General features: G+C 34.1%; 24 protein-coding genes, 1 tRNA gene and 3 pseudogenes. 21 read left to right on the plus strand and 7 right to left on the minus strand.

Features of this window, described 5'->3' with window-relative positions; all coding sequences use genetic code 11:
* Positions 1-138, minus strand: a pseudogene (locus ONG75_RS01180) (Holliday junction resolvase); the annotation flags it as partial.
* Between the two features lie 870 nt (positions 139-1,008).
* Between ONG75_RS01180 and ONG75_RS01185 the strand changes: the two are divergent.
* Genes ONG75_RS01185 through ONG75_RS01200 form a run of 4 tightly spaced genes read left to right on the plus strand, consistent with a single transcriptional unit; the run spans position 1,009 to position 3,055 of the window.
* Entirely contained in the window at positions 1,009-1,500 is a 492-nt protein-coding gene (locus ONG75_RS01185) for a sigma-70 family RNA polymerase sigma factor (RefSeq protein ID WP_264375550.1), read from the plus strand.
* A 51-nt stretch (positions 1,501-1,551) separates the two neighbouring features.
* The gene (locus ONG75_RS01190) at positions 1,552-2,349 is read left to right on the plus strand and encodes an ATP-binding protein (RefSeq protein ID WP_264375551.1); all 798 of its coding nucleotides are present in this window, start codon (positions 1,552-1,554) and stop codon (positions 2,347-2,349) included.
* A gap of 23 nt (positions 2,350-2,372) precedes the next feature.
* Positions 2,373-2,861 (plus strand): hypothetical protein, encoded by a 489-nt coding sequence (locus ONG75_RS01195; RefSeq protein WP_264375552.1) that lies wholly within the window; start codon positions 2,373-2,375, stop codon positions 2,859-2,861.
* Entirely contained in the window at positions 2,858-3,055 is a 198-nt protein-coding gene (locus tag ONG75_RS01200; protein ID WP_264375553.1) for a hypothetical protein, read from the plus strand. Before ONG75_RS01195 ends, ONG75_RS01200 begins: the two co-directional genes overlap by 4 nt.
* 72 nt (positions 3,056-3,127) lie before the next feature.
* Here the strand turns inward: ONG75_RS01200 and ltrA are convergent, their stop codons facing one another.
* On the minus strand, positions 3,128-4,375 hold the full coding sequence (gene ltrA / locus ONG75_RS01205) for a group II intron reverse transcriptase/maturase (RefSeq protein WP_264336129.1): 1,248 nt from the start codon (positions 4,373-4,375) through the stop codon (positions 3,128-3,130).
* 43 nt (positions 4,376-4,418) lie between these two features.
* A complete protein-coding gene (locus tag ONG75_RS01210) occupies positions 4,419-4,568 on the minus strand; it encodes a hypothetical protein (protein WP_264336130.1) in 150 nt (49 codons plus the stop codon).
* 380 nt (positions 4,569-4,948) lie between these two features.
* On the opposite strand from ONG75_RS01210, the gene ONG75_RS01215 reads away from it, so the two are divergent.
* The 4 genes and pseudogenes from ONG75_RS01215 to ONG75_RS01230 form a co-directional block, all read left to right on the plus strand.
* Positions 4,949-5,959: an AAA family ATPase gene (locus ONG75_RS01215; RefSeq protein WP_264375554.1), complete on the plus strand. Its 1,011-nt coding sequence runs from the start codon at positions 4,949-4,951 to the stop codon at positions 5,957-5,959.
* A 23-nt stretch (positions 5,960-5,982) separates the two neighbouring features.
* Complete coding sequence (locus ONG75_RS01220; RefSeq protein ID WP_264375555.1) at positions 5,983-7,683, plus strand: AAA family ATPase; 1,701 nt, start codon at positions 5,983-5,985, stop codon at positions 7,681-7,683.
* Between the two features lie 86 nt (positions 7,684-7,769).
* Positions 7,770-8,729, plus strand: coding sequence for an IS5 family transposase (locus tag ONG75_RS01225; protein ID WP_264375556.1), 960 nt, complete (start codon positions 7,770-7,772; stop codon positions 8,727-8,729).
* Between the two features lie 43 nt (positions 8,730-8,772).
* Positions 8,773-9,126, plus strand: a pseudogene (locus ONG75_RS01230) (AAA family ATPase); the annotation flags it as partial.
* A gap of 12 nt (positions 9,127-9,138) precedes the next feature.
* Here the strand turns inward: ONG75_RS01230 and ONG75_RS01235 are convergent.
* Both ONG75_RS01235 and ONG75_RS01240 read right to left on the minus strand, forming a co-directional pair.
* Positions 9,139-10,248: a hypothetical protein gene (locus ONG75_RS01235; protein ID WP_264375557.1), complete on the minus strand. Its 1,110-nt coding sequence runs from the start codon at positions 10,246-10,248 to the stop codon at positions 9,139-9,141.
* The gene (locus tag ONG75_RS01240) at positions 10,214-11,410 is read right to left on the minus strand and encodes a hypothetical protein (protein WP_264375558.1); all 1,197 of its coding nucleotides are present in this window, start codon (positions 11,408-11,410) and stop codon (positions 10,214-10,216) included. Before ONG75_RS01240 ends, ONG75_RS01235 begins: the two co-directional genes overlap by 35 nt.
* Positions 11,411-11,714: 304 nt before the next feature.
* On the opposite strand from ONG75_RS01240, the gene ONG75_RS01245 reads away from it, so the two are divergent.
* Genes ONG75_RS01245 through ONG75_RS01265 form a run of 5 tightly spaced genes read left to right on the plus strand, consistent with a single transcriptional unit; the run spans position 11,715 to position 16,434 of the window.
* On the plus strand, positions 11,715-13,394 hold the full coding sequence (locus ONG75_RS01245) for a recombinase family protein (protein ID WP_264375559.1): 1,680 nt from the start codon (positions 11,715-11,717) through the stop codon (positions 13,392-13,394).
* A gap of 48 nt (positions 13,395-13,442) precedes the next feature.
* The gene (locus tag ONG75_RS01250; RefSeq protein WP_006013379.1) at positions 13,443-14,030 is read left to right on the plus strand and encodes an L-threonylcarbamoyladenylate synthase; all 588 of its coding nucleotides are present in this window, start codon (positions 13,443-13,445) and stop codon (positions 14,028-14,030) included.
* Between the two features lie 17 nt (positions 14,031-14,047).
* A complete protein-coding gene (locus ONG75_RS01255; RefSeq protein WP_211908312.1) occupies positions 14,048-14,899 on the plus strand; it encodes a DNA polymerase III subunit delta' in 852 nt (283 codons plus the stop codon).
* A 36-nt stretch (positions 14,900-14,935) separates the two neighbouring features.
* Positions 14,936-15,730: a hypothetical protein gene (locus ONG75_RS01260; protein ID WP_264375560.1), complete on the plus strand. Its 795-nt coding sequence runs from the start codon at positions 14,936-14,938 to the stop codon at positions 15,728-15,730.
* 44 nt (positions 15,731-15,774) lie between these two features.
* Complete coding sequence (locus tag ONG75_RS01265; RefSeq protein WP_139686506.1) at positions 15,775-16,434, plus strand: VirB8/TrbF family protein; 660 nt, start codon at positions 15,775-15,777, stop codon at positions 16,432-16,434.
* A 6-nt stretch (positions 16,435-16,440) separates the two neighbouring features.
* Here ONG75_RS01265 and ONG75_RS01270 read toward each other — a convergent pair whose 3' ends face one another.
* A complete protein-coding gene (locus ONG75_RS01270; RefSeq protein ID WP_264375561.1) occupies positions 16,441-17,937 on the minus strand; it encodes a proton-conducting transporter transmembrane domain-containing protein in 1,497 nt (498 codons plus the stop codon).
* 347 nt (positions 17,938-18,284) lie between these two features.
* The gene (locus tag ONG75_RS01275) at positions 18,285-19,727 is read right to left on the minus strand and encodes a replicative DNA helicase (protein WP_264375562.1); all 1,443 of its coding nucleotides are present in this window, start codon (positions 19,725-19,727) and stop codon (positions 18,285-18,287) included.
* Between the two features lie 102 nt (positions 19,728-19,829).
* On the opposite strand from ONG75_RS01275, the gene ONG75_RS01280 reads away from it, so the two are divergent.
* The 8 genes and pseudogenes from ONG75_RS01280 to ispG all read left to right on the plus strand — a co-directional run bounded on the left by ONG75_RS01280 (position 19,830) and on the right by ispG (position 26,583).
* Positions 19,830-19,912 (plus strand) — tRNA-Leu (locus ONG75_RS01280).
* A 22-nt stretch (positions 19,913-19,934) separates the two neighbouring features.
* Positions 19,935-20,552: an RDD family protein gene (locus ONG75_RS01285; RefSeq protein WP_264374840.1), complete on the plus strand. Its 618-nt coding sequence runs from the start codon at positions 19,935-19,937 to the stop codon at positions 20,550-20,552.
* A gap of 66 nt (positions 20,553-20,618) precedes the next feature.
* Positions 20,619-21,237, plus strand: a pseudogene (locus tag ONG75_RS01290) (IS6 family transposase); the annotation flags it as partial.
* 178 nt (positions 21,238-21,415) lie between these two features.
* Positions 21,416-21,694 (plus strand): YggT family protein, encoded by a 279-nt coding sequence (locus ONG75_RS01295; RefSeq protein WP_264375563.1) that lies wholly within the window; start codon positions 21,416-21,418, stop codon positions 21,692-21,694.
* The gene (locus tag ONG75_RS01300) at positions 21,695-23,806 is read left to right on the plus strand and encodes a DNA translocase FtsK (RefSeq protein WP_264375564.1); all 2,112 of its coding nucleotides are present in this window, start codon (positions 21,695-21,697) and stop codon (positions 23,804-23,806) included.
* Positions 23,807-23,925: 119 nt separating this feature from the next.
* Positions 23,926-24,471, plus strand: a complete 546-nt coding sequence (locus ONG75_RS01305) for a hypothetical protein (protein WP_264375565.1) — start codon at positions 23,926-23,928, stop codon at positions 24,469-24,471.
* A 179-nt stretch (positions 24,472-24,650) separates the two neighbouring features.
* Complete coding sequence (locus ONG75_RS01310) at positions 24,651-25,286, plus strand: TRP75-related protein (RefSeq protein WP_264337096.1); 636 nt, start codon at positions 24,651-24,653, stop codon at positions 25,284-25,286.
* 16 nt (positions 25,287-25,302) lie between these two features.
* On the plus strand, positions 25,303-26,583 hold the full coding sequence (gene ispG, locus ONG75_RS01315; RefSeq protein ID WP_264375566.1) for a flavodoxin-dependent (E)-4-hydroxy-3-methylbut-2-enyl-diphosphate synthase: 1,281 nt from the start codon (positions 25,303-25,305) through the stop codon (positions 26,581-26,583).
* Positions 26,584-26,757: the final 174 nt, after the last annotated feature.

The following is a 26,757-nucleotide window of genomic DNA, read 5'->3' on the forward strand; positions in this document are numbered from 1 at the left end:
AAGCCAATTACGAAAATTTAAAAACTGCATTCCACCACCACTAAACCTGCTAACATGAAAACTCTTACTTCCACTTTGTACTATTCCATCATGTAAAATAGTCCAACCAGTTTGTTTACCAAGATCTAGTGTAAGCATTCCCCTTTCAATTGCCGAGTACATATATATACAAGATTTGAAAAAATTACGTCCAAAAAATCTTTAATTTTCGAAATTTAACAACTAATATGAAAACTCTTTTACAGTCAGTTTGCTTGCCAAGCCTTTCAATTGTTGGTTACGTATATATATACAAGATTGGAAAAATTTTCGTCCAAAAAATCTTCAATTTTTGAAAAATTTTTCTCGAATTTGAAAACCTTCTAAACATGATTTTTTTACTTTTAGAGGTTTTTTTATTATTCTACTTTTATATTTTATATGTTTTTATATATGTGTATATTTTTATATATGTATTATATATATATATTATATATAAGGGTTTCAGGAAGCTAGAATCCCCCATATTGGCGGACTTCAGATATGCCGTTCCTAGGAACGGTTTTAGGAACGCATGGTGAAAACTCGCCATATAGGCTAGTTCTAGATTCCTGATTCCTAATTCCTGATTTAGGAAGCCAGTAATTAGGAACGGAACTTAAGGTTATAGAGAGCATACTTTTCAACTATTTTCCTCTTAAAAATTTAAGCTATTCTTTTAATAGCGAAATCCACATTTTTAGCTCTTTAGGTGATATTGAATTTCAAAATATGAAATTCTTATATGTTTTTAATATAACTTTAGGAAGCCTGAGCTACCCATTCTTAAAAATATTGAAATCCATTCAAAATAGGTTCCAAAAACCTGAACTGTATTATTTTAAATTGCATCAGTATTATTCTCAAAAAAAAACAATAGAATATCAATAGATTAAAAATTGCATCAGTATTATTTATTTTTGCTCCTGTCCTACATAAGGGCATTAATAACTTCCATCCTTAAAGCATTAATTTGTTTTAGGGAAAACCATGAAATTAAAAAATATAGCTATAATTGTTAAAAACGTAAAATACCAAGCCTATAGACTAAAACTTGCTAAGTGCTTTATTGATGAGAATAACGAAGACCTTGAACAAGAACTCTTCTGTGAAATTTGGCCATGCCTTGATCAGTATGATGAAGATAAAAGTAGCTTTAACACCTTTGTAGCAAGATTAACTGAAAATAAAGCTATTAACCTGTTAAAGAAACAGCGATGTGCAAAACGCGATATCAATAACTATATTAGTATCGATGTAACAGAGCTACTTGAGGATGAAATAACAAAACGCATTGATGTAGACTATATGATCTCGGTTTTACCAAAGGAATGGCAAAATATATGTGAGCAACTTAAATTTTTTAACTTACATGAAGTTGCCAAAATGAACAACGTTTCAAGAACCACTTTAAACAATATTATCAAGAAGATACGTGCCAAACTTTCTCCTATTTACTACGAAGGCAAAAAGAAAAATTGAACAAAATTTTTGCCTTTCTTGTATATATATACATCGTAGCATGGATAAATAATGGTTCTTAAAATTTTGAATAATAATGAAAGATTGCAAACAATATCAACTGTAAAAATGGTCATCTTTGGTCCTTATGGTATTGGTAAAACAAGTCTCCTAAAGACCGTAGATGAACCAACACTTTGCCTTGATTTTGAAGCAGGGCTTCTTGCTGTTCAAGATTGGCAAGGAGATTCAATTAGTCTTCGCACTTGGAATGAAGCTAGAGATATTGCTTGTCTTATAGGGGGGCCTAATCCTGCGCTGAAGTATGATCAAGCATATAGCCAAAGACACCATGAACATGTATCTGGTAAGTACAAAGATCTTTTCCCTGAGTTTTCTAAATACCGATGCATCTTTGTAGATAGTATAACCGTTGCTTCACGTTTATGTCTATTATGGGCAAAAATGCAACCTGAGGCTTTTTCTGAGAGATCGGGAAAACAGGACATGAGAGCTGCATATGGATTACTTGCTCAGGAAATGATGGCTTGGCTCAATCAATTTCAACACATCAGAGACAAAGACATCATCATAGTTGGCACTTTAGGTCAATATCTCGATGATTTCAATCGTCCAATTTGGCTACCTCAATGCGAAGGAACTAAAACTGCCAGTGAAATTCCTGGGATAGTTGACGAAGTAATCAGTATGGTTGGAATCAAGAAAGATGATGGAACGGAGAAGCGCTCTTTTGTTTGCCACACTTTAAACCCTTGGGGATACCCAGCTAAAGACCGCAGCGGACGCCTGAGTATGGTTGAAGAACCGCATTTAGGCAAGCTGCTTACAAAGATTAAAAGCAAGTTTTAAAATTTAAACATGGAGAGTGATATATGTTACAAAACCTATTAACTGATTTTAACACTGTAAAACCGCAAAGTAGATTGATACCAAAAGGTACAATAGTAAAGGTAAAAATGACAATCAAGCCTGGAGGTTATGAGCATTGGTTTACTAAAAGCCCCACTACCGGTAGCATTTATTTAAATACAGAATTTACCGTTATTGAAGGTCTATATGAAAAGCACAAGATTTACCAAATAATTGGTATTAAAAGTAATAAAGCAGAAGATACTTGGGGAGAAATGGGTCGCTCTATGCTTCGCAGTATCTTGGAATCGGCACGCGACATTCATCCACATGACAATTCAGAAAGTGCAATCCTTGCTCGTAAGCTAAATTCAATTGCAGAATTAAATGGGTTGGAGTTTACAGTAAAGGTAGGTGTTATAACTGATGAATATGGAGAGAAGAACAAAATTGCCTCGGTAATTACTCCAGAATATCGTAAAAATTACGAGATTGACAGGATTCCATTTTGAAGTACGACGAGGAAAAGCTTTGGTCTGCTGTCGTTACTAGAGGTATTCAGGATTCAGTAGGAAAAAACCCAAAGCTAAGAAAAGAAGCAATTCATTGGCTGAATTCAAAATCTTTTGAAACTGTTTGTGAGCTAGCTAATCTCAACTTTACACGTATGAAAAATATGTATGGGAATTTTATGTCTGGAGAGTAGACCGGCGGAGCTTCCCCACCAGTCTCTCGCAGAACTGTACGTAAACCTCTCAATTTATACAGCTCCCGTTATTCAGCCTTTTGATCCCAATCCTAGTGTCCAGTGATAGAAAATATTTGGAGACCTCTTTCTCACTTTTGCTAGAAATTGCTTTGCTAGTCTTCCATGATTTCGAAGTTTCTTATATTTGGCTCTGACCCATCCTACTAGGTGCCACTCTACATTTCTAAGAGATGGATACATCTCTGATTTATAAAACCTGCCATAGTACTGATACCAGCCTCGGACTATAGGATTTATTTTCTTTGATATTTTCTCTAGTGTTGTATATGTTTGCCTACGTATTTTCCATGACCTTATGGTTTGGTTGATCTTCTTCTTGGCTTTGTTGCTAATTGCAGGTAGAAATGAGACAAAATAGTTTCCTATTTTATTGTTCTTTGCCAGTCTAGGTCTGAACGTGTAACCCAGAAAGTCAAAGCTCTGTATTGGAAACACATCTCTCCTATTGTCATCCTTACAGTACACTATTTGTGTCTTTTCAGGATGTAATTTTAGCTTAAACTCAGCCAATCTTTCTTCGATCTTGTCTTTTATGAATTTTGCCTGTTTCTGGGTTTTACAGTGCACCATTGCATCATCTACATATCTCTCAAATGGTATTGTTGGGTAGTTTTGCCTCATCCACATATCAAATGCATGATGCATAAATATGTTAGAAATGATTGGGCTTACAGAACCTCCTTGTGGAACTCCCTTATTCCTAACTACCTTACTGCCATCTGCTAGTTGAATCGGGGCTTTCATCCACCTTTCCACGTACAGTATGACCCACTTGCAATCTGTATGCTTCTTGATAGTTTGCAGTGCTAACACATGATCCAGATTGTCGAAAAATCCAGAAATATCAAGATCTATCGTCCAATCACTTCTCCAACATCTCTTACACGCTGTACTTACCGCATCCAGTGCAGACTTGTTTGGTCTATAACCATACGAATCTTCGTGAAATTCCGGCTCTACTAACGGTTCGAGATACATAGTAGCTGCTGTTTGCCCTATCCTGTCGAATACTGAAGGAACACATAAAGTTCTTTGTCCTCCTGTATCTTTTGGTATCGCAACAGCTTTTACTGGTTCTGGAAAATAACTTCCGGATGACATCCGATTCCACAGTTTGTATAGATTATCTTTTAGATTTTCTTCAAACTTTGTTATCGAGACCTCATCTACACCTGCCGCACCTCTGTTTTTGGATACTTGTTTATAAGCTTTCCAAATCAGTTGCTTTGGTATGTCAAAAGATTTTGTTTTATTCATTAACTCTTCCCTTTCGGTTGATAAATAATTAAAACTAAATAACTCAGCCCCTTCGCTCCATTTCCATTACAAAAACTTCTTCACTACTACGAGCTAATCCGCCCCTGTTTTTCGCATCAGTACTCTCTTCCTTAGAGTTCAGCTCCTTGGACTTCTCCCTTATCATCGAAACGACAGGTTCCCATAGTTCCACACAATAGCCTGAAATAGGTTCATGCCACCTATATGCCGGATGCCACCTACCCAGTAGACAAGTTCCCGATAGGCTTATCCCAAGTTACTTTTTCTCCCCTGGTTTTGACATCATCGCATTACCTTTCGACGTGTAATCAGTGGTTCACTTGCGTTCATCTCTCTATTTCACACATGACGCATAATTACGCCTTTTCCATAACGCTCACTACCTTGGCTCTTTACCAAAGCAGCTTATGGTTGTTTGAAGCCTGCTCTTGTAAACCGGCTCCGAGGGGCCCACCCTCATCTATTGTGCAGCTTTCGCACTTAGTTTGCTCTTTCCTGAACATTCCTTGTGTCTCTACGGCACACAAAAAGCAAAAAGAGTTAAAGATGTTATTGATTGATAATATCAAGGAGTGTGTTTCTTACCTACTTCCAAATGGTGAGTTTTACCGAGAAAAAACTTATATTGGAGACTTAAATGGCAATACAATTACAGTTAAAATAGTAGGTAAGGAAGCTGGTGATTGGCGTAATTTTACTGAAGGAACTGGTGGTGATATTATTGATCTTTGGATTTTAATTAAGGGTGATATATATTCTGCTAGAAAGTGGCTCAATAAAAAATCAAAGAGTGGAGAAAAAAAAGGGCGGAAAAGAGAAGAAAAAATATTTTCTGTAAAGCAGTACTTAAGTGATCAATCACCAATACCAGAAGATATAATAGCTCCACGAATTCTCACTCCAGGTGGTCTTTTAGTCATTGGTGGTACGCCAAAGGTTGGCAAAAGTTATTTTCTTCTCTCTTTGCTTGCACATCTTGCAGCAGGAGTGTCGTTTCTTAAGATGAAGTCAGCAAGGCCACTAAAAATAATCTATCTGCAAAATGAGATGGAGTACAATTATATCAGGGAACGCATACAACAAATCATAACTAATCAAAGGCTGCCAAATCTAGCAGAGGAAAACTTGATTGTTACTACAAAGATGAGATTAACTTTAAATGATGAAGGTATAGAGAGAATAAAAGATATCATAGGAGAAAAATTTAAAACGATAGATCTTATCGTTTTGGATTCTCTTGACTATGAAAATATGTTTTCTGGCCTGCAAAGCAGAGTAGAAAAACTACGTTCTGTAATTAATCCTATGGCTGGAATCATTATTACACGTCATACCAGAAAAGTATCCACAGCTACACTCGCAAAAAGTCCTTTTCAAGCTTTAATTGGTGCTAATGCTTTAAGAAGTTTTTATACATCTGGTATGGTAATGTTTCAACCAAATAAATGTGCAAATGTCTTGCAAGTAGTATATGAGCTAAGAAACGGTAAATCAATACCAGCAAAATTCATTAGCAGGGTAAATGGGCGTTGGCAGAATTCTAAAATTATAGCTACGGCTTAACTTGTCCGCAAAAAACGGATACTATGGTAGAGCTAAAGACTCAGCTTTTGCAAAATATCAGATCTTGTCTTTTTCATCTACTACCAAGAGGGACATTTCGTGGTGATAAGTTTTATGTAGGTGATGTACAGGGTAACAAAGGCAAAAGCACTGTAATAGAGTTAACAGGTGAAAGAGCTGGATTATGGAAAGATTTTGCAACAGGAGAAGGTGGTGACATTATTGACCTTTGGGCAACAGTACACGGGAAGAATGCAAAAACAGAGTTTCCTGAAGTAATGCTCTCAATAAGTGAATGGCTTGGCATCAAAGAAAAAAATAATATTAGAAATCTAGAACAATACCTGACTTGTAGTTGGAACTACTACGATGAAAGTAACCAATTGATTGTAATAGTCTACCGTTATGATCCTCCTTTAGAGAAAAAACAGTTTAAACCATTTGATGTTAAAAAACAAAGATTCAAAGAGCCAGAAATAAGGCCACTCTACAACATTCCAGGTATTTTAAAATCTGATAAGGTTGTTCTGGTTGAAGGAGAAAAATGCGCAGAAGCACTTATAGAGAAAGGAATAACTGCAACAACAGCAATGTTTGGAGCAAATGCGCCTATTGATAAAACAGATTGGACTCCGCTTAAGGGCAAGCATATTATTATTTGGCCAGACAACGATGAAGCAGGTAATAAATATACCAAAAACGCTGAAAAGAGACTTTTAGAACTTGGTGTTGCATCACTTGCTACGCTTAAGATTCCACCGAATAAACCAAAGAGTTGGGATGCTGCTGATTGTGTGTTAGAGGGAATAAATATTGAAGAATTTATCGAAAAAAACTCAAGAAAAATAATTATTAAACCACCACTTGATATTTTTAGCTGGAGCGTAGAGCGTTTTGTAGGCCCAGTACCAAAGCAAAGATTCTTGGTTGAAGGATTATTTCCTTTGGGTGTAACCTCCATTTTGGCTGCAATGGGAGATACAGGCAAAGGTATGCTACTTCTTGACCTAGCCCTCAAGGTTGCAGGTAGCATAGATCAGGTATGCGGATTTGGTCCACTTGTTACTGAACATGGATCTGTGGTGGTATTTTCTGCGGAGGATGATACAAATGAAATACATCGTCGCTTAGAACGACTTGATCCAAAATGCGAGAGATTGAAATATAAAGGTAGGCTATTTATTGTACCATTACCAAACATCGGAGGATCTCTTACCATACTTAAGAACGTTCGCGGTAAAGTTGTAGAAATATCTCCAGAATTTGAGTTGGTAATGAAGCAGCTGAGCAGGATAAAGGATTTAAAGCTCATTATATTTGATCCCCTTGCTTCTTTCATTCATGCAGATTTAAATGCTGATCCAGCAGTAGGGGATTATCTCATGTGTTTATTATCTGATTTAGCATGTAGCACTGGAGCTTCAATAATTACTGCACATCATATGAGAAAGCTGAAGGGAGAAAAGCCTATATCAACAGTAGAGCAAGCACGAGATGCTATTCGAGGCACTTCTGCTCTCGTAAATGGAGTCAGGTGTTCTTTTGCTTTTTGGCCTGTTGAAGATATGACTAAACCAATGATTTTTAGGTCAATTGGAAAAATCCCAAGACAAAATGCTTTATTTTATGGAGCTGTTGTTAAGGCAAATGGCCTGGCTGATCGTACTGTACGTACTTATCTGAGAAATGAAGAAAGGCTTTGTTGCATAGCTAGTGTTGGTTGAGGTTATTGTAAGAAGAAAAGCTTTTTAATATATGGCTACTAACGCATTTTGTTGTAAAATAGGCATTTTTCAAACAAGTACAACTTATGCCACAAAAAATGAGAGTAAGTAACCAAAGAGAATATAACGAGTTTCTCAAAAAAAGAGGAAATGTTTTTCATTTTGTTAATCAAGCCATAGAAAATTGGTATGAAAATAGTCCAAAAGTTGCAGGTGGCAATAACACTTATAGTGATAAAGTTGTAATTTTAATACACATAATAGTTCATCTTTTTAGAATTGGCTTGAGACAAGCTGTAGGTTTTGTAAAAGGTTATATGGTACAAATAGGCAAAAAACTTAAGATTATCAGCTATACACAAGCTTCCAGAAGATTTAAAAAGCTTAATTTGAAGATTGATGACCATAGAAGCAATAAAGATGATCTGGAAAATGTTGAAATTGCCGTAGATAGCACTAGAGTTAGTATCTACAATAATAACGGTGGGCATAGTAAGCTTAATATTCGAAAAAGGAAATACAGTGGTTATGGTCAAGTAAGAAAATTACATGTTGTTTTAAACATAAATGATAAGAAAGCAATAAGCATGAACTACACTAGTGGTGTTGCTGTAGACTATTTGCCGGTCTGCGATATGTTAGAAGAAGTCAGTGATAAATATAACATTTGTTCTATTCGAGCAGATGCGGCTTATGATATAAAAAGTGTGTATAAAGAATGCAGAAAATACAATATTGTGCCTATTATTCGCCCTAGGAAGGATACTAAAATTTGTTTAGCTGACTACTTATCAGAAAGAAACAAGTATATTAGTAGAATTAGGTCATATGAGAATTATGAAGATGGTATTAATGAATGGAAGAAAAAAGTTAAGTATGGAGCACGGTCTTATATTGAAGTCTTTTTCTATAGGTTGAAGCAAATATTTGGGTTTGGCTTGAAAAATAAATCAGAGGTAAATCGTGAAAAAGAGCTGTTAATTAAGTGCTACTTATTGAACAAATTTACTGATATAGGTATGGCTAAATTTAAATTAGCTGCGTAAATTCACTGTGATTTACATGCCTATCAGTGCTATGCAACAAAGCCATGAAGAAACAGGGCTATTAGAAGACATCACTGAACAATTAAAAGCTCAAAATACTAGTGATAAGGATCTTAAAATATATCTTATTGATTCAATTGCGCGAGCTGCTATTTCAGGACATCCATTTACTCACACAGGAAGTGCAGGAATACATAAACAACGACATAGACTGCCTGAAGTTTTTCATAGTATGGGAAGGGATAGACTAGAGCGTATAGTTCAAGAGCTTTTACAAGCAAAGCAAATAGTTAAAGGAATGGCTAATGGTTCAAAAGAAGATAAATGGCTTGATGTAAAAACAGGACCATTTGCACGTGGAGTTGGAAAATTTACTCATGGAGCTGAAAATTTTTAAAATCAGGAAATTCTATTTTTTTATAGTCAAAGTAAAAGGGTTAATACGATAACCATGTGATGATCTTTGCCAACCAAGGGTTTGTATCACATCATCACGTTCAATACTTAATCCTAATCTCTCAGCAAGTGTAGTTTTGATTGTTCTTTGCATTTTATTTAATGGTTTTCTGATTTGATGTTCTAAATCTGCTTCTAAACTAAGTCCCAAGAGTTTTTCTAACTGATTAATATTGAGAAGTGTATGTTTTTCAGGTGGTAATTCTTTTTCACAGTCATGTAAAAATTGCTTGAACAATATTCGAAAAATATTAAGACATGACACAGCTTTTTTATTTATAACTTCAACGCTATTAACATATACCATACCTTTAACTACCTGTAACTCCAAAAGCTTTGTTGGTATAATTGGTTCAACACGTTTAAGCGAAATATATGAAGCTGGTAAAACTTGCAAAGAAGTATTTTCTACTACCTCTGGTACTCCTCTTTTAGCTGCTTCTTGAAATATCTCAGTTAAAGTCTTAAGCTGACAAAACAGTTCTACCATTCGCACTACATATAGGCTCAATAATAGATTCGGTATATCTTTTTTTAGAGTAATGAGAACTGTTGGATGGACTCTAAGTTTATCTATAGTTAGAAATATTGCATCAGTACAAAAATCAAGGATTATTAGATTTACAGTACGACCTTGATTACAAACATAATAAACTCCTTTTTCTACTTTTTCCCACATAAGTCTTGAATCATTCAACTTTGTTTCAAACCAGTCTATGATTTTCTCTGTATTTAAGTATATGGATAAGAGATGAAATCTCTGTTTTTGATAAGTGTTAGGCAAAATATGACGAGAACAGTTTTCACAAATAGCGTCATCACATGCTTCATCAAAGTCTGGATCAATGAAAATCTCATTGCTACAACTTGGATCAATTACATTTGGCCAATCAAGATAATCTTCTTCACAAGAGCAAACAATATAATACCTTTCTTGCATTTGTATCCATCCAAGATCAAATAAGTATCTTGCTGCTTTAATGTGATTTTGACTTGGATTAACCCAAGAACTATTTGAACTTAAAAGATCAGCAATTTGCTCGTGAAAGAATTTTAAGACCATAAGATTGTTCCATATGTTTCTTCAGGTCCTCTCTTTCTTTTTTATTGAGTGGATGCTCTGAATAATAAACTTCCCCACTTATTTTGAAAGAAAATGTTACCTTTTTGTTTTGGAACATTACTTTAGCTGATTGAATAGATTGTAGTATATTGCCAATAGATGGCTTTAAAATATGTAACTCTGGTGCAATAGAATCATACGGCTTTACACTTAAAGTAAGATATGTATTACTATTCTTAAAATAATCTGACTTAAAATTTAACTCAAATATACAAATATTAGGATCAGAACCCTCTATACATGCTTGAAGAAATTTGTGCACTTGTAGTGGAAAGTTCTTATCTTGTATATTTACAAAAGTACATTCGCAGTCAAAATACCCACTTGCAATACTATTTGCTATTTCCACAGCTTTATTAGTATTTTTAGCACAGAGATTAACCTGAGTGCCATCAAGAGAGAAATCTAAAATCATCCACTCAGGTTTATGACCATGAACAACTTTATTTGAGTTAAGCAGTAAATCCATATCACTTCCTCGACGTACAAACATATATATCCGATCTTGGTGATGGAAAAAACCCTGCAATTGGTTTTCAAACTTCAGTATCTGCTCTACAGCTTCTTGTGACATAAACTCTTTAAATGAAGTGTTTATTTGTCTTGGTGATTTCTGTAGAGCAAATGATACGAAACCTTTCTTCTGCACTTTATCAAAATGATAAACAGATTTTAAAAGTTCACAATTTATGTGAAATAGTAAAAATAACAAGGATCTTTTATCGTACTTAGTATTATTTTTTATCAGATACGATCTCATTAACTTCTCAGTCAGAGCAAATCTTGCTACTTCACTGACTGTAGCTTCAAGTTTCGTACGATCAAAGTAGCTAATGAGATAATAGTTAAAAAGAGAGTCAGAGTAACTGGCAAGTATCTTACGTTTTTGTTGAGTGGATCTATCATCGTAGTCTCCGTCTTGAAAAAGTTGTCCATTTAAATGATTTTTAAAGCAATGCTGAAAAATAATGCTCAGTTGTTTACCAGAAAGGGAATCTAACCAAGACTGACGTATATTAGAATCCTGAAAACGATCTAATAAAAGGTTAACAGGAACTTCTAAGTCGCTCTCCCAGAATTTATGACTTGGATAAATCTCCATAACATATTAAATAAGCCATATTATACGTAATATGATGATTTAGGCAAAGATTTTTTGGACATAATTTCTTCAAATCTTGTATATTTATTAGGGAGAATTTGTGTGAACTAGATAGCTTTCTTAAATAAGGTGTTTAGTTTAATAGAAGTCTCCTAACCTTATAAAAAAACTCACAGGAAGAAAAACATGCAAAAAGGGGATTTAACTATTTATTGCCGTTATGAACCTCACAGATTGGCGAGTACATATTTGGCAAATGCTTATGAACAATTATTGAAATGTAAAACAAAGGAGGTAGAAGAAAATGACAACGGTAATCTTGTATGCAAGAGTTTCATCAAGACAACAGGCACAGGAGAATACAATAGAGAGTCAGATTGTAGAATTGGAGCGTCGCATTAGTAGTGATGGACATGAATTGTTAGATGAGCATAGGTTCATCGATAATGGTTACAGTGGATCAAATTTAGAACGTCCTGGCTTAGAGAGTTTACGTGATAGAGTAGCAGAAGGTAAGATTGATAAGATATACATTCATTCACCTGATCGGCTATCACGTAAATTTTCATATCAAATGATCTTACTCGAAGAGTTTAAAAAGGCTGGATCTGAAATAGTATTTTTGAATCATAAGTTTGATGATAATCCGGATTCCCATTTATTTCTACAGATTCAGGGAGCAATAGCAGAGTATGAACGTGCAAAGATTATGGAACGAAACCGTAGAGGTAAACTTCATGCGGCCAAAGCTGGGTGTATAAGTGTGATGGGTAGGGCGCCTTACGGTTATCGCTACATAGCAAAACATGTAGGTGAAGGAAGTGCTCAATTTGAGGTTGATGAAGAAGAGGCAAATATAGTGCGTAAAATATTTAGTCGGGTTGGCCAAGAAAGAGCAAGTATAGGAGAAGTTGTACATGAACTGAATAAGATACCGGTAATAACACGAACAGGAAAAAGGTATTGGAAAAGGAGCACTATTTGGAACATGTTAAAAAATCCTGCTTATATAGGACAAGCAGCTTATGGTAAAACTAGGACATGCTCAAAACCACAAGTAAAAAAATCAAAAAAAGGAACTTGTGGTAAACTTAAAAGTGGTCGCTTTAATAGTGATAAAGAGAATTGGACTTATATTCCAGTACCAAAAATAATCAATGAGCATTTATTTGATTCAGTGCAGGCACAACTAACTGAAAATAGGCAAAGAGCAAGAGTACGACAAAGAAGAGAAACATATTTATTGCAAGGTTTAATGGTATGTCAACGTTGCCAATATACTTATTGTGGTGCATATAGTAGAAATAAGCGGTATTCTTACTACCGTTGCTCTGGCTGCAGGTTTAATGGTAACAGAGTATGTGACAATAAAGCAATACGTACTGATGTACTTGATACAGTTATATGGGAAGAAGTTAAGAGTATATTAAAAGAGCCAGATAGGATTGCAAATGAATATCAACGTAGATTGTCAGAGAACAAAAAACCTTTGCATAATCAAACACGTGAAAAGCAAGAAAGTAAGCTAAGATTAAGTATCAAAAAATTTATTGATAGCTATTCTAAAGGGTTTATAAGCCAAGAAGAATTTGAACCAAGAATTACAACAATGAAACAGAATTTGAAAGAAATTGAGGAGGAAAAAGAAAAAGTACTTGATCAAAAGAAATTACAACAAGAATTGAGCCTTGTTACAGATAGCTTGAAAAACTTTTCCTCAAGTGTTGAATCAAAACTTGATCTGGTAGATTGGCAGACTAAACAAAATATTATTAGAATGTTAATTCATCAAATTGAAATCAATCACAATCACTTGTATATAGTATTTCGCATAAAAAGTCTTGCAAATTTTGATCAAAATAGCCATAATAGAATTATGCAATGTTGTACTAGCAGTCAAAACGAGCAGTTGCTAATAAAATTTACTGTAAGTATACAACAGATGCGTGCTAGCCATTTCGGTATCTTAATTGCTACCATATAGCGAGATAACTGTAAACCCAGAGCTATTGTAGACATAAGTTTTAGCTATATGGTATTTGAAGTAATAAATGCAATAAAAAATAATTTGTTAGCATGCTTTCCAACAGAGACAGTATATGCTCTTTCTTGTAATGCGCTAGGTAACGAATCTATAGAAAAAATATATCGAATAAAAAAGCGTTCTCAAAACAAGCCGCTCTCTGTATTTGTTAGTAATATTGATAGTTTGATAAATATAGCAAAGGTAAAGGAAGAGTATATCGATTTAATAAACTATTTTTCTCCTGGACCAATGACCTATATTTTACCACTTCAAGATAACAGTATATTACCAAATGAGTTCTTTAAAGATAGTATAGGCATAAGAATTCCTGATCATCCTATTGCGATTTCAATATTAAATGAACTGAAAACTCCAGTAGTTGCAACTAGTATTAACATTTCAGGAGAAAAAAGTATATGCAAAGCAAGAGATATACCTCAGTCTATTAAGCAACACTTATCTGCAGTAATTGAAGATGATGAATTAGTTTCTGGTATAGAATCTACTATTATTGATTTAACTGGAGACAAGATTAAGGTTTTAAGAAAAGGTAAAATTTCATTACAAACAATAAATAACGAATTTTCAAACTAAGATCTATAGGAGAAAGAATGAAAAAGGTGATAGGCCACAACCAAGCAAAAAAAAAGATAATGAACAACTTGTCTGTTCAATCTTGGCTGATCTGTGGTAAAAAAGGTATAGGAAAAGCAACATTCGCAAAATCCTTTTCTAATTGGTTTCTTATAAAAAATTACGATGAAGTAGCATTAGACTTACACATTGTTGAAGGTGATACAATAGGAGTGGAAAAGGTGAGAGAAATGAAAAACTTTTTGCACTTAAGCCCCATTCAATCAGAATATAAAATAGCTATAATAGATAGCTTAGAGTCAATGACTAATAATGCTAAAAATGCAATATTAAAAATATTAGAGGAGCCGCCACAAAATTCTAAAATATTTGTAATTAGCCATAAGCCATATGATGTACAAACCACCATCCGGTGTAGGTGTTTTCAGCTGAATTTACTTCCATTAACTTACGATGAAACAAAGCAGGTTGTTTCATCTCAGTGTAAATTCGACGATAAAATATTTAGTGAGATCATTACTTTGTTTCCTGGAACTCCGGGAGTAATAATAAATGCAATAAACAGTGGTGCTTATGAGTCACATAAGCATTTTTATACATTTTTCCGTAATCTAAATAATTCTGATATAGTTAATAAAATAATTAATAGTGAGATTGAGCTAGAACTAGCATCACATATAATTCAAACCTCCATTTTAGAAAGTATAAAGAAAGAAGTAAATAATGTTGAAATTCTACTAAGTCAATGGAAAGAAATAGATGAACTTTTCGTTGCTGCAAAGCAATTTCGCTTAGATAAAAAGCATGTTTTAGCTAATGTAGTTAACATCATGACACAAAAATGTAATACTTTTAACATAAATTTATGATAAAATTCTGCTAATTTAATACTGAAAGTATATAACTTGAATGATAATAAATTAACTGTATGGCAATCAATAGAAGTTTTAACAAACACTATACTGAACATGCAGAAAGAATTGAGTTTAATCAAGAATACATCTTTAGATCAAGACGTCACTTTAGAAAAAGGGAAGGAGCTATCAAGTGGCATCTATGAGGCAAATTTTAAGCTAAACAAGGCAATCAATATAGCTACTTTGCCAAAAATTGGCTATCGCATGCTCAGTGGCGAGTTAGTCATACTTAATCATATTACGAAAGAAGAAGTAAAGATTCCTAGAGATTTTCATTATCTTAAAGTTATTAAACTCAATCATGATGACTATAAACTAACGTTTTGTAATTTTTTAGGTAATGAGTTTTTTGAATATAAAAAGTATGATCCACAATATTCTAATCTTTCAGATGAATATAAATTCGTGGATTTTGGTAGTGTAAAAAAGACTAATAATCTAAAATTTAAGGAGTATGTTGGTCATGCACCTAAATTTTTTGCTGTAGAAGGTCTTATTGAGCCTGGATCTGAAAATCATGTAATTGATCTTTTTGAGCTAGCCAGAGATGGTAAAGGCAAAAAAGTGGGAACCCTTGCTGATGAGTTTGGTTATTTCGATGATCAAAACACATTACACTATTATAATTATCACAAAAGTGCAGAAAGTAATACTTATGATCCTGAAAGCTTTAGTGTAAAAATGATAAATTTAGATGTGAGCAAAATTGATAAATTTCACCTTATTGCAGAACAAGGTGATATAATAATTCATCCTATTTTGGAAAATTTAGACATATTTTAAAGTTTTTTAGAGTATCCAGTATATTATATAATTGGGTTTGTATTATGGAAGATAAATTACTTGAATCAGTAAAAAACAAAAGTTACTTCAGGAAAGCAGTTGAATGGTATTGCCACAGATACCTGTTCTGCGTTGTAGAAAGATCTTGGATGGCGTTAATAGCGTTACTTCTCTTAGTATGTTTATTTTTATCACTACTAAACATATACCTATTACTTCCTGTTAAAAAAGATTTAAATTTTGTGAAGTATATGAACCACACAGAAGATGAGTTCTCTGCAATACATAAACTTAGTTTTAGTAAAAAAGAAGATGAGTACATTTCCATAGCAAGGTATTTAATAAGTAAATATATTGAAACATATGAGTCCTCTCGGACTGTTGAGCCAAAGTATCAAGAAAATTTTATAAAAAACAATTCTGTATACAAAATCTACCAAAACTTTCAGGAAAAAGTGAACAATGAAGCTGTTTCATCCACAAGAAAAATTACCAACATAAACGTAACAACATTATCTATTGACCGGTTGACCAAGAACTTAGTTACATTTGCTGGAAACGCTACTGTAGTTTTTACAGCTGAGCAAAATAAGAAGATGAAAGATTATGCTGTGGAGGTCAGCTTCACTTTGTCAAATATAAAAGCAACTCTAGCTGGAATAGTGCCATTTAAATTTATTGTTAATAGCTATAAATATAGATGATTATATTTATAACATTATTTGGTAGCTAAAAAAAATAACTAAAGTGCATATAGCAGTAATAACTGGGGGTAAAACTAGAAGCATTGGTGTCTTTTTAATAAAATAATTTCTAGAAGGTTTTGAGAAAAAGGCGTTGTAAATTATTGGTAAAAAGTATAGAGCATTGAGTATAGTACTAACAATTAACACTAGAGTTACAAACACAGAAAGTGTTACATTACTAGAGTTGAAAACAGCTTGAAAGATGAGAAATTTGCTCCAAAAAGTCGGAGCAGGAGGTACTCCTATCATGGACAATGCACCTATAGTGAATGCTATCATGCTAATTGGCATACTACGTCCTATACCGTGAATTCTATCTATATATTTTTCACCCGTTTTCGTTATTATGATACCTGCAAAAAAAAATAAAGTAATTTTTGCAAATGCATGGCAAACTAATTGAAAGATTGCAATCTTCATGCTGAATTCACTAAAAATTGAAGCGAACAATATAATATACGACAATTGGGAGATGGTAGAGTAAGCAAGCAATTTCTTTAATTCCTTTTGCTTTAATGCAATCAACGATGCAGTAATGATAGTAAATCCAGCAGCGTACGGAAGCCACCCTCCAGCAAACCAATTTTGCTGCACAAAACGTTGCATATTATCGACGCCAAAAGTGTATAATATAACTTTGATGATGATGAAAACTCCGGATTTCACAACAGCAACAGCATGTAATAGTGCACTCACAGGAGTTGGTGCAACCATTGCTTTTGGTAACCAAAAATGCATTGGCATTAATGCAGCTTTTCCTATTCCATAAATCAGCATAGCAAAACACACTGCAATAAAAGTGATGAGTGAAGTATCAAACTTGAATATTCCACCACTTACAAAATCTAAAGTATGGAATTCATTATATAATAGGCCTATTGCAGGAAAAAATAATACTAAAGAAGAGAGAAATAGTAAACCAAAGTAATAGCGTCCTGCAATTACTGATTCATTTGTTGAGTTGTAAGTAATCAGAGGGTATGTACTAATAGTTAGAAGCTCATAAAAGACAAATGTAGTGAGCAAATCTCCAGAAAAAGCAATAAACATTGCACAACTGATTGATGTTGAAAAAAAGCATAGAAAACTTGAGTGATTGCTATCAGCATAGTTATTTCTCATATAACATATTGCATATATACTGGTTAGTACCCACAAAAATGATATTAATAAACTGAATATTGCTCCACTAGACTCTAGCTTTAAACTAATATGCAAATTATTACCAAAATCCATGAGAATAAATTGAGAATGATCACCATACACCAAATATAAAGTGCATAGAGATGTATACGCAAACAGAAGCATAGAAGAAGCAACAGTAACGCTACTGTTCACTCTGGGCCATTTACTAGTAAAAGAAATAGCTAATGCACTTAAAAGTGGGATCAACGCAGTAATTAACAAATAATTCTCAGTAATAAAAAGTGGCAAGGAAAGAGATATTAAAACAAAATCCATTAAGTAATTCATCTTTCTGTTTAGGTAAAGCTAAAATTATATTCAAGTTATAGAGAATTTGCTATTTTTTAGTTCTATATCGGAAGTGTTAAATAAACCATACGCATCAAGTTAAGAAAAAGTGGCGTAAGGAAGAAAGGAAATAAGAAAAAACTATTTTATATATTAAGTAATAAAGTTAGTAATTTATAGATTTTTCTAAAAAAATATCTTATCCTAGATAAGAATTTCCTAAAAAAATAAATGTAACAAATAAAATGCCAATCTTAAATATTGCTATATTTCACGATAGCTACTTAATTTGGCACGTATGGTTTGTTAAACACTTCCAGAATTACTCAAAACCGCTACAGACTATATCTTTCTGTATAATCTTTAAATGCACCTCTATTGGAGTCAAAATGTAGTTTCACACTACCAATTGGCCCGTTTCTTTGTTTTGCAATGATCAGTTCTGCAATATTTCTAATTTTCTCCATTTTCTCTTGCCACTCTCGATGTTTATTACTTCCTTCATTTGGTTGCTTTCTTAATTCATAATATTCTTCTCTATAAAGGAACATTACTATATCCGCATCCTGCTCTATGCTTCCTGAATCACGTAAATCAGAAAGTTGTGGTTTTTTATCATCCCTTTGCTCAACAGAACGAGAGAGCTGTGATAGTGCAACAATGGGAATATTTAGTTCTTTTGCAATTGCTTTTAAACCCTGCGTCACTTCTGAGATTTCTTGCACTCTATTTTCACTACTCCTTTTTGTTGTTCCTCGAATTAACTGCAGATAATCGATAAAGACCAACTCTACATTATATAGTTGATAGAGAAGACGTATTCTGGTACGAAGAGCACTAATTGATAACGCAGGAGTGTCATCTATGATGAAAGGTAATTCGGATAGATCTGTACTAGCATTAATGAATTCGTGTAATTCAAAATCACTAATTCTCCCAGTCAGTGCCTTATAATAACCAATGCCTGAATCTATAGTAATCAATCTTGCGGTCAATTGCTCTGCTGACATTTCAAGTGAAAAGAATGCTACATAATGTTGTTTATCTGTTCTTTTTTGCAAAATCTTACAAGCATTAAGTGCGATGTTCAGCGCCAATGCTGTCTTTCCCATTGAGGGCCTTGCAGCTATAATTAACAGATCAGATTTCTGCAAACCACCAAGAAGCTGGTTTAGGTCTTGAAGTCCGGTTGTAATACCTAGAGCCTCTGGGTTATTCTTCAGCTTGCTGATCTTCTCAACCACATCTTTAATTGAACTTGCAAGCTTTATATATGTCTTATCACCTTGCTTTTTTACTGCTAAGTTGAACAACTTTGTCATTGCCTGCTCAATTTGTACCTGTGCAGGATTTTCAATGTCGTAGTTGTAACTATCGTCAACTATCTCCTGTCCGAGCTTGATTAAGCATCTCCTTAAATAAGTATCACGGATTATTCTGGTCAAGCTATAGATGTCAAGCGCAATGCTTGCCTTTGCTGCAAGTTTTGCTAGGTACTCAACTCCACCACATTCGGCAAATGCTTTATCATTCTCGAAAAACATCTTGAGGCTCATTTCATTAGCAACTATACCGTGTTTTCTGGTTTTAGATATCTGGGTAAAAATGCTTTGATGTAGTGGATCATAGAAATTATCTGCTGCAATTATATCTTCGACTGCATCACAAATTCTATTATCACGAACCATTGCACCAATGAGCATTTGCTCTGCTTCTAAATTGTGTGGCAATTTACATATTTCTTCTCTTGAATCAATAAGATTGGCTAATTCATTCATTTTAATTTTTCAGAGTAATGATTGATTATTGTAGAATATTCAGTCCTTACTTGAAAGAGAAAAAATTTGACTAATCCTGTGTTGCTTATAGCATTAAAGTAGGCCCCTGTGGTGGAATGGTAGACACGGCAGACTCAAAATCTGTTGCTTGCAAAAGCATGCTGGTTCAAGTCCGGCCAGGGGCACTCAAATATTGGAAAATGCTTTATGTTACACAAGTTTTTTAATCGTTTATTTTCCATTCTTTCTTCGATAAATGCTATTCAAAGGGTAAAGAAAGATGAAAATGGAATATGTTACGTAACAGGACTTAGACGCTATTTGTCAGTGCTGCTTGATTTAATTATCATCGTTTTGTTCTTGCAGCTTTGCGGCCAAGCCTTAAGCCAACTCTTCATGAACTCAGAGAGCAGTAAAATATTAGGCCAAATTGCTGCGAAATATCAGATGCAAACACCATTATCTGCAGAGGAAACAGCAATGCAGAGTAAACTAATCAAGTTACTAGTTCTAAATCAGATAGTTCAATTTATTATGCTTTTTAGTTATGTAGCATATATGTGGATAAGATTTGGCGCTACACCTGGAAAGTTATTACTTGGACTCAGAGTTGTAAATGCACAAACTTTTGAAAAATTGACTCTAAAACAAGCAATAAAGAGGTTTTTTTCCTTTATATTGTCAACTTCACCACTATTCTTAGGTTTCATATGGGCAAGCTTCGACAAACGTTGCCAAACTTGGCACGATAAGATTGCAGGCACAGTAGTTGTAACAAGTAAAAGTCTTAGATGTATGGTCTCAGAACATAATAGAGTGGATTAAGGGTTCTGTCGCATTTGTAGGGAAGTAGAAAGAAGAATGATATAATTGTCTAAAAAAAAAGCAAAGATGTTTCGTATCAATCAAAAATTGTTGCCATATTTCAAAGGATTTAGCTTTTCAGCGGATGTTATCTGTATACATGAAATGTCGATTCTCTTTGAGCTATCGAGATTTGGAAGAAATGATGAGTATAAGGGGAGCAAAATGCTACGTTACAAAGGTGGGTTATCACCACTGATAGATGAGGCAGTAAGGAAAAGAAAGAAGCAGGTTGGTAGTAGTTGGAGAGACTTACATTAAATTAAACGGTAAATGGGTTTATTTATATACTGTAGACTTGTGTGTTAGTAGAGACAAGTCTGCAGCACTTGCATTCTTTCGTAAAGCCTTCAGGAGTAACTATCTTCCTGAGAAAATTGTAATTGATAAAAGCGGCAGTAATACTGCTGCTCTTGATGATTTGAATGCAGAAATTTCTGAAGATTACAGTTCTTCAAATAAAATATCTAAATAATATTGTTGATAGATTTATCAAAAAACTAATAAAGCCAATGCTTGGGTTTAAAAGCTTCCATTCCGCAAAGATTACCATCACAGGCATAGAAAATATTCGTATGATTCAAAAAAGACAAATTATTAAAATAATGTTTCTACTTTTGAGAATTTTGCTATGTTAATAACTCCTATAATCCCACCTTTAATGATCTTCTTTCCTATGGTTTATAGATGCGACAGAACCGACATATCAGTTGATAAACAGACTAATCAGTTATTGTTTATACCTATTTCAGCATGAAAATTATTGTGAGGCTTGATTTTATATATATCACTACACATAATAGACTTTAGTATAAATTAGTAATATGCATCCAATCATATACTTACTTAACCTGCTACTTGATCTTTACAGCTTCATTCTAATATGCTCAGTTGTTCTCGATTTGTTGATTAAATTGAATGTAGTGAACATGTATAATGAAGTTGTAAGAAACATAATGCAAACTTTAAACCGACTTACCCATCCTCCACTAAAGGTTATCAGAAGGTATATACAACCGTTCAATGGATTAGATTTATCCGTGATGATATTGATAATAGCAATTCACTTTGTAAAATATACAATTACTTATTACTTTAAGTAGATGTTAAAAAAACAGCTAAAATCAGCGATATACCTGTTACTCTTAATGTATATATATATATCGGTTTTTAGCTATAATTATCAAGATCCATCCTTAAATACAGCTACAGATGAGAAAGTAACAAATTTAGGTGGAATAGTAGGTTCATATTTAGCTGATATATTAGTTCAATTTTTTGGACTCGCTAGTATTACAATAGCTACAACCATAGTTTACTTTTTAATTTTCAGAGCATCATTGCTGAAAATTATCTACCTAACGTTAATCAATGTAGCAATATATGCTATATTGTCGCAACTTTCGCTTGGCATTACTGCTAGATACATGCACGGTGGAATAGTCGGTAATGCTCTAATTGACCACTGCCCATTTTACATATTCACAGTAGTAGCATCAATAGGTGTTGTAGGGTTGGTTGGTTGGAAGAGAACAGTTTATTCTTTACTTTTCCTATGCAAAAAAATAGCTTCCTTTTTTGCAAAGTTTCTGTTTTTCAGGTTACGTAAAACTACTGATTATTCAATAGCACCATTAGTAATAGAGGGAAAATATAGAACCACTAGACAACAATCAAAAGAAAGACAGAAAAAAGCTACCGAAGAGATTTTTAAACCACCTTCTAGCGAGTTTGAGTTTCCAAGCATTCACTTACTTTCTAAAGTAGAAGAATCTATGCAGAGAAAACAGTTGAATGCATTAGAGAGCAATAAGAATTTATCTCTGCTCGAACAGGTGCTGAGTGATTTTGGCGTGCAAGGAAAAATTATAAGTGTATGTTATGGACCGGTTGTGACTTTATACAAACTTGAACCACAAGCAGGTACAAAATCTGCAAGAGTAATTGGTCTTGCAGATGATATTGCACGTTCAATGAGTGCACTCTCTGCACGTATTTCAATAATTCGTGGACAAAATGCCATGGGAATAGAATTGCCAAACAAGGAGCGAGAGATTGTGATGCTGCGTGATTTACTTGAATCGCCAGAATACCAAAATGCAAACTTAAATCTTCCAATTGCGCTTGGCAAGGAAATAAGCGGAAAACCAGTTATTGCAGATCTGACTAAAATGCCCCACTTGCTTGTTGCCGGAACTACAGGGTCAGGTAAGTCGGTTGCAATTAACACGATGATTCTGTCGCTTGTTTATCGACTAAGTCCTGATGAATGCAAGATGATAATGATCGATCCAAAAATGCTTGAGCTTTCAATATATGATGCAATACCGCATCTAATAACACCAGTGGTAACAGAGCCAAAAAAAGCTGTTATTGCTCTTAAGTGGATCGTGAAAGAGATGGAAAATCGCTATCGTATGATGTCATATTTAAATGTGCGGAATGTAATAAACTATAATCAAAAAATTACAGAAGCGATGAATAGCGGAATAGAATTGGAACGTGTTGTACAGATTGGCTTTAACTCAACAACTGGTAAACCTTTGTTTGAAAAAATACCGATTAAAATGGAGACATTTCCGTATATTGTGGTGATTGTAGATGAAATGGCAGATTTAATGCTTGTTGCTGGCAAAGATATAGAATGCTCTATTCAACGTTTAGCTCAGATGGCTCGTGCTGCAGGAATACACATCATAATGGCAACACAACGCCCATCTGTAGATGTGATAACAGGTGTGATAAAAGCAAACTTTCCAACGAGAATTAGTTTTGCTGTTACTTCTAAGATAGATAGCCGTACAATACTTGGTGAACAAGGGGCTGAACAATTGCTCGGTATGGGTGATATGCTTTATATGGCCTCTGGTGGTAAGATTATTCGAGTTCACGGTCCATTTGTAAGTGATGATGAGGTGCAAAATATAGTTGATCATCTAAAAACGCAAGGTGAGCCAAACTACATGGAGGAAATCACTCAAGAAGATGAAAATTCTTTCGCGGAATCAGAAGGTGAAACAGAAGATGAAGAGAACGATCTATACAAGCAAGCAGTAGCCATCATTCAGAGGGATCAAAAGGTTTCAACTAGTTATATTCAAAGACAGCTTAGAATAGGCTATAACAGAGCTGCAAATATTGTTGAAAGAATGGAGAAAGAAGGCATTGTCAGCGCTCCGAGTTACTCAGGAAAGAGAGAGATATTGGTAGAATAACCCTTAACTTAAACCAAGGAAAGTTATTTTAAGATCAATGTATAGTGATAGTTAATTTAATAATAATTTAAACATTGGGAATGTAAAATTATAATATATTAATTAGCTAGGGGGTTAAAATGGTAAAAGGAATTTTCCGCAATTGGTTAGGTATAACAGAATTGCAAGAAAGTCAAAAGATAGATGCTGAGAAGTTTGAAAAAGTTTTTGGTGAATTAAAAAAATGGCAAGAAGCTCAAAATATTGATGCTAAACAGTTTGAAGAGGTATTTAGTGCATTAAAAGAATGGCAAGAAGCTCAAAAGATAGATGCTGAGCAATTTGAAAGAGTTTTTGGTGCATTAGAAGACAAGATTGGTACTGAGCAGTTTCAAGCTATGCAAGAGCACTTAAGCGGCTTGCAAGAAAAATTTACAGGCTTAGAAGAAAAAGTAGAAACATTTGCAGACATGGTAGGGGGACAAGAACAAGCAATACTAACTTGTGCCATAGTCAGTGCTGTTGCTGCAATAGCTGTAACTAGTTTTGTTGCATTCTGTATCTATCAGGGAGTTAAACTTGATAAAGAGAAGAAAAATGACTTGTCTCAAGGTACACCAAATGGAAAAGTTGACGCAAGCAATGTTGTTAGTCATGAAACACCACTGATTGACTTTTTGAGTTGATAATGCTCTTCTTGAAAAGGTGTTACGTAAAATTTGTAACACCTTAAACTTTCTTTAGATTTTGCAGGTTTTGGTAGTAAATTTTTTAGAAAGATGTTTGTATTATAAAGTTAGTAGAGATTCTGATTTACTTAAAGTTCGTTAATTGGTATCTTTTAAAGTACAATATTCACTATAGCATGCTTAAGATCTTTTCTAAAGTTTTATTTACATTAATACTTTTGGTTTCTAGTTTCTTAACTGTACATAATGTTGAAGCTAAGTCTAAAGTAAAGCTCAGTAAGAGATACATACCTCCTGGTAATCCTGGTGGTGCAAACTTTCATGAAGATGAGGAATTTGCTGATTCATATAAATTATATGAAAAGCGTAGGGAGATTCTCAAGAAAAAAAAGTTACAAGTGCAATCTAATGCTAACATAAATAAAGAAGATCTAATCAAAAAATTAAAAGAAAAAAAAATTGCTAGCCTTGATAACGAGCCAAACAACGTGGGAGCTTGCATAGTTGAAGATGGGGAGGATGCTATGATCAATCAGCATGGTATTAATCTTGCACGTTTAAAGGGTGCTGTATTTATAGATCAAGAGCCAGTTTCTCAGTATGAAAGTAAGCAGCATAAAAGTGAACAACAAAAAGGGAAAAAAGTTACTTCAACACGAGAAAAAAAAGTTTCCCCTATAAATGTTACTATAAAAGAAAGTCCATCAAGAAGAACGTGCTCTCATGATTCTATTACTGATCTAAATAGAACACCACAGCATAGTTTAAATGGTTCAAGTTCATTTGGCAGTGTAGTTGACACAGTAAAATAGTGTCACGATTAATAATATGCTAGATAGAGACCTGACATTGAGTGATGATGCATATGAGTCATCGCCGGTTTCCAGGCATAAAACTCATACTGTAAAAGTTGGACAAGTGAAGATAGGTGGAAATAATCCTATAGTTGTTCAATCCATGGCACTTGGTGCACATATAGATTCTGACAACATAAAAAGTAGTGCTCAGAAATATGCAAAAGAAGTAATAGAACTAGCGCATGCAGGTTCAGAATTGGTGCGAATTGCTTTGAACTCAGAGGAAGTAGCAAAAGCAATACCTTATATAGTAGAGGAAATAAATAAAGAAGGCTTTGATGGTAAGATATTAGTAGGCTGTGGACAATATGAGCTCTACAGGCTGATTCAGGATTATCCAGACAACATTAAAATTCTGGGTAAAATTAGGATAAATCCAGGTAATATAGGCTTTGGTGATAAACGTGATGAAAAATTTGAAAAAATTATAGAGTATGCAATAACGCATGATCTTCCTGTCAGAATTGGAGTAAATTGGGGTAGTCTTGATAAGTACCTTTCACAAAAATTAATGGATGAAAACTCCTTGTCTAGTAATCCAAAAACTTCTGATGTTATATTACGTAAGACGCTTGTAATGTCTGCTCTTGGTAGTGCAAAAAAAGCTGAAAAGATTGGCCTTAATGCAGAGAAAATAATCATTTCATGTAAAGTCAGTAGAGTGCAAGATTTAATTTTAGTTTATACGGCACTTGCACAATCTTCCAATTATGCGCTGCATTTGGGTTTAACCGAAGCTGGTATGGGTAACAAAGGCGTAGTAAATACCACAGCAGGGCTTACTTATTTATTGCAAAATGGTATTGGAGACACTATCCGGGCTTCTTTAACTCAGCGCCCTGGTGAATCACGCACTAATGAGGTGGTAGTATGTCAGGAAATACTGCAGTCTATAGGTTTGCGCTACTTTAACCCTCAGGTGAGTTCATGTCCTGGTTGTGGACGCACAAGTAGCGATCGTTTTCGTATATTAACTAAGGAAGTAAATGGCTACATAAAAACTCATATGCCGGTATGGAAGAAAAAGAATCCTGGTGTAGAGTATATGAACGTTGCTGTTATGGGATGCATAGTAAATGGTCCTGGAGAGAGCAAACATGCAAATCTGGGGATCAGCCTGCCTGGATACGGAGAAAAACCTGTTTCAGCAGTCTACAAAGACGGCAAATATTTCAAAACTTTACAAGGTGATAATATTTTTGAAGAATTTAAGGAAATTATTAGTGATTATGTGGAGAAGCATTACACATAAGCCTTTCACAAGTTTGTACTTAGACTACATTCTGTAAATTAAATGCAAAAATGGTATCTATTGAGTGGATGTCAAATTAGACAATAAAGAACGCCAATTTAAAAACTAGATAGTATCTGACAGGGTTCCTTTTGCCTTTTTTCTATTTGAGAAATTTTTTAATATTGAGATTGA

The organism is Wolbachia endosymbiont (group B) of Sphaerophoria taeniata, from assembly GCF_947179355.1.
Lineage (GTDB): Bacteria > Pseudomonadota > Alphaproteobacteria > Rickettsiales > Anaplasmataceae > Wolbachia.

Excerpts from the sequence above, each read along its gene's own strand:
- ONG75_RS01185 (WP_264375550.1), top strand. The coding sequence starts at position 1,009 with ATGAAATTAAAAAATATAGCTATAATTGTTAAAAACGTAAAATACCAA.
- ONG75_RS01190 (WP_264375551.1), top strand. The coding sequence starts at position 1,552 with ATGGTTCTTAAAATTTTGAATAATAATGAAAGATTGCAAACAATATCA.
- ONG75_RS01195 (WP_264375552.1), top strand. The coding sequence starts at position 2,373 with ATGTTACAAAACCTATTAACTGATTTTAACACTGTAAAACCGCAAAGT.
- ltrA (WP_264336129.1), bottom strand. The coding sequence starts at position 4,375 with ATGAATAAAACAAAATCTTTTGACATACCAAAGCAACTGATTTGGAAA.
- ONG75_RS01220 (WP_264375555.1), top strand. The coding sequence starts at position 5,983 with ATGGTAGAGCTAAAGACTCAGCTTTTGCAAAATATCAGATCTTGTCTT.
- ONG75_RS01225 (WP_264375556.1), top strand. The coding sequence starts at position 7,770 with ATGCCACAAAAAATGAGAGTAAGTAACCAAAGAGAATATAACGAGTTT.
- ONG75_RS01235 (WP_264375557.1), bottom strand. The coding sequence starts at position 10,248 with ATGGTCTTAAAATTCTTTCACGAGCAAATTGCTGATCTTTTAAGTTCA.
- ONG75_RS01240 (WP_264375558.1), bottom strand. The coding sequence starts at position 11,410 with ATGGAGATTTATCCAAGTCATAAATTCTGGGAGAGCGACTTAGAAGTT.
- ONG75_RS01245 (WP_264375559.1), top strand. The coding sequence starts at position 11,715 with ATGACAACGGTAATCTTGTATGCAAGAGTTTCATCAAGACAACAGGCA.
- ONG75_RS01250 (WP_006013379.1), top strand. The coding sequence starts at position 13,443 with ATGGTATTTGAAGTAATAAATGCAATAAAAAATAATTTGTTAGCATGC.
- ONG75_RS01255 (WP_211908312.1), top strand. The coding sequence starts at position 14,048 with ATGAAAAAGGTGATAGGCCACAACCAAGCAAAAAAAAAGATAATGAAC.
- ONG75_RS01265 (WP_139686506.1), top strand. The coding sequence starts at position 15,775 with ATGGAAGATAAATTACTTGAATCAGTAAAAAACAAAAGTTACTTCAGG.
- ONG75_RS01270 (WP_264375561.1), bottom strand. The coding sequence starts at position 17,937 with ATGGATTTTGTTTTAATATCTCTTTCCTTGCCACTTTTTATTACTGAG.
- ONG75_RS01275 (WP_264375562.1), bottom strand. The coding sequence starts at position 19,727 with ATGAATGAATTAGCCAATCTTATTGATTCAAGAGAAGAAATATGTAAA.
- ONG75_RS01285 (WP_264374840.1), top strand. The coding sequence starts at position 19,935 with ATGTTACACAAGTTTTTTAATCGTTTATTTTCCATTCTTTCTTCGATA.
- ONG75_RS01295 (WP_264375563.1), top strand. The coding sequence starts at position 21,416 with ATGCATCCAATCATATACTTACTTAACCTGCTACTTGATCTTTACAGC.
- ONG75_RS01300 (WP_264375564.1), top strand. The coding sequence starts at position 21,695 with ATGTTAAAAAAACAGCTAAAATCAGCGATATACCTGTTACTCTTAATG.
- ONG75_RS01305 (WP_264375565.1), top strand. The coding sequence starts at position 23,926 with ATGGTAAAAGGAATTTTCCGCAATTGGTTAGGTATAACAGAATTGCAA.
- ONG75_RS01310 (WP_264337096.1), top strand. The coding sequence starts at position 24,651 with ATGCTTAAGATCTTTTCTAAAGTTTTATTTACATTAATACTTTTGGTT.
- ispG (WP_264375566.1), top strand. The coding sequence starts at position 25,303 with ATGCTAGATAGAGACCTGACATTGAGTGATGATGCATATGAGTCATCG.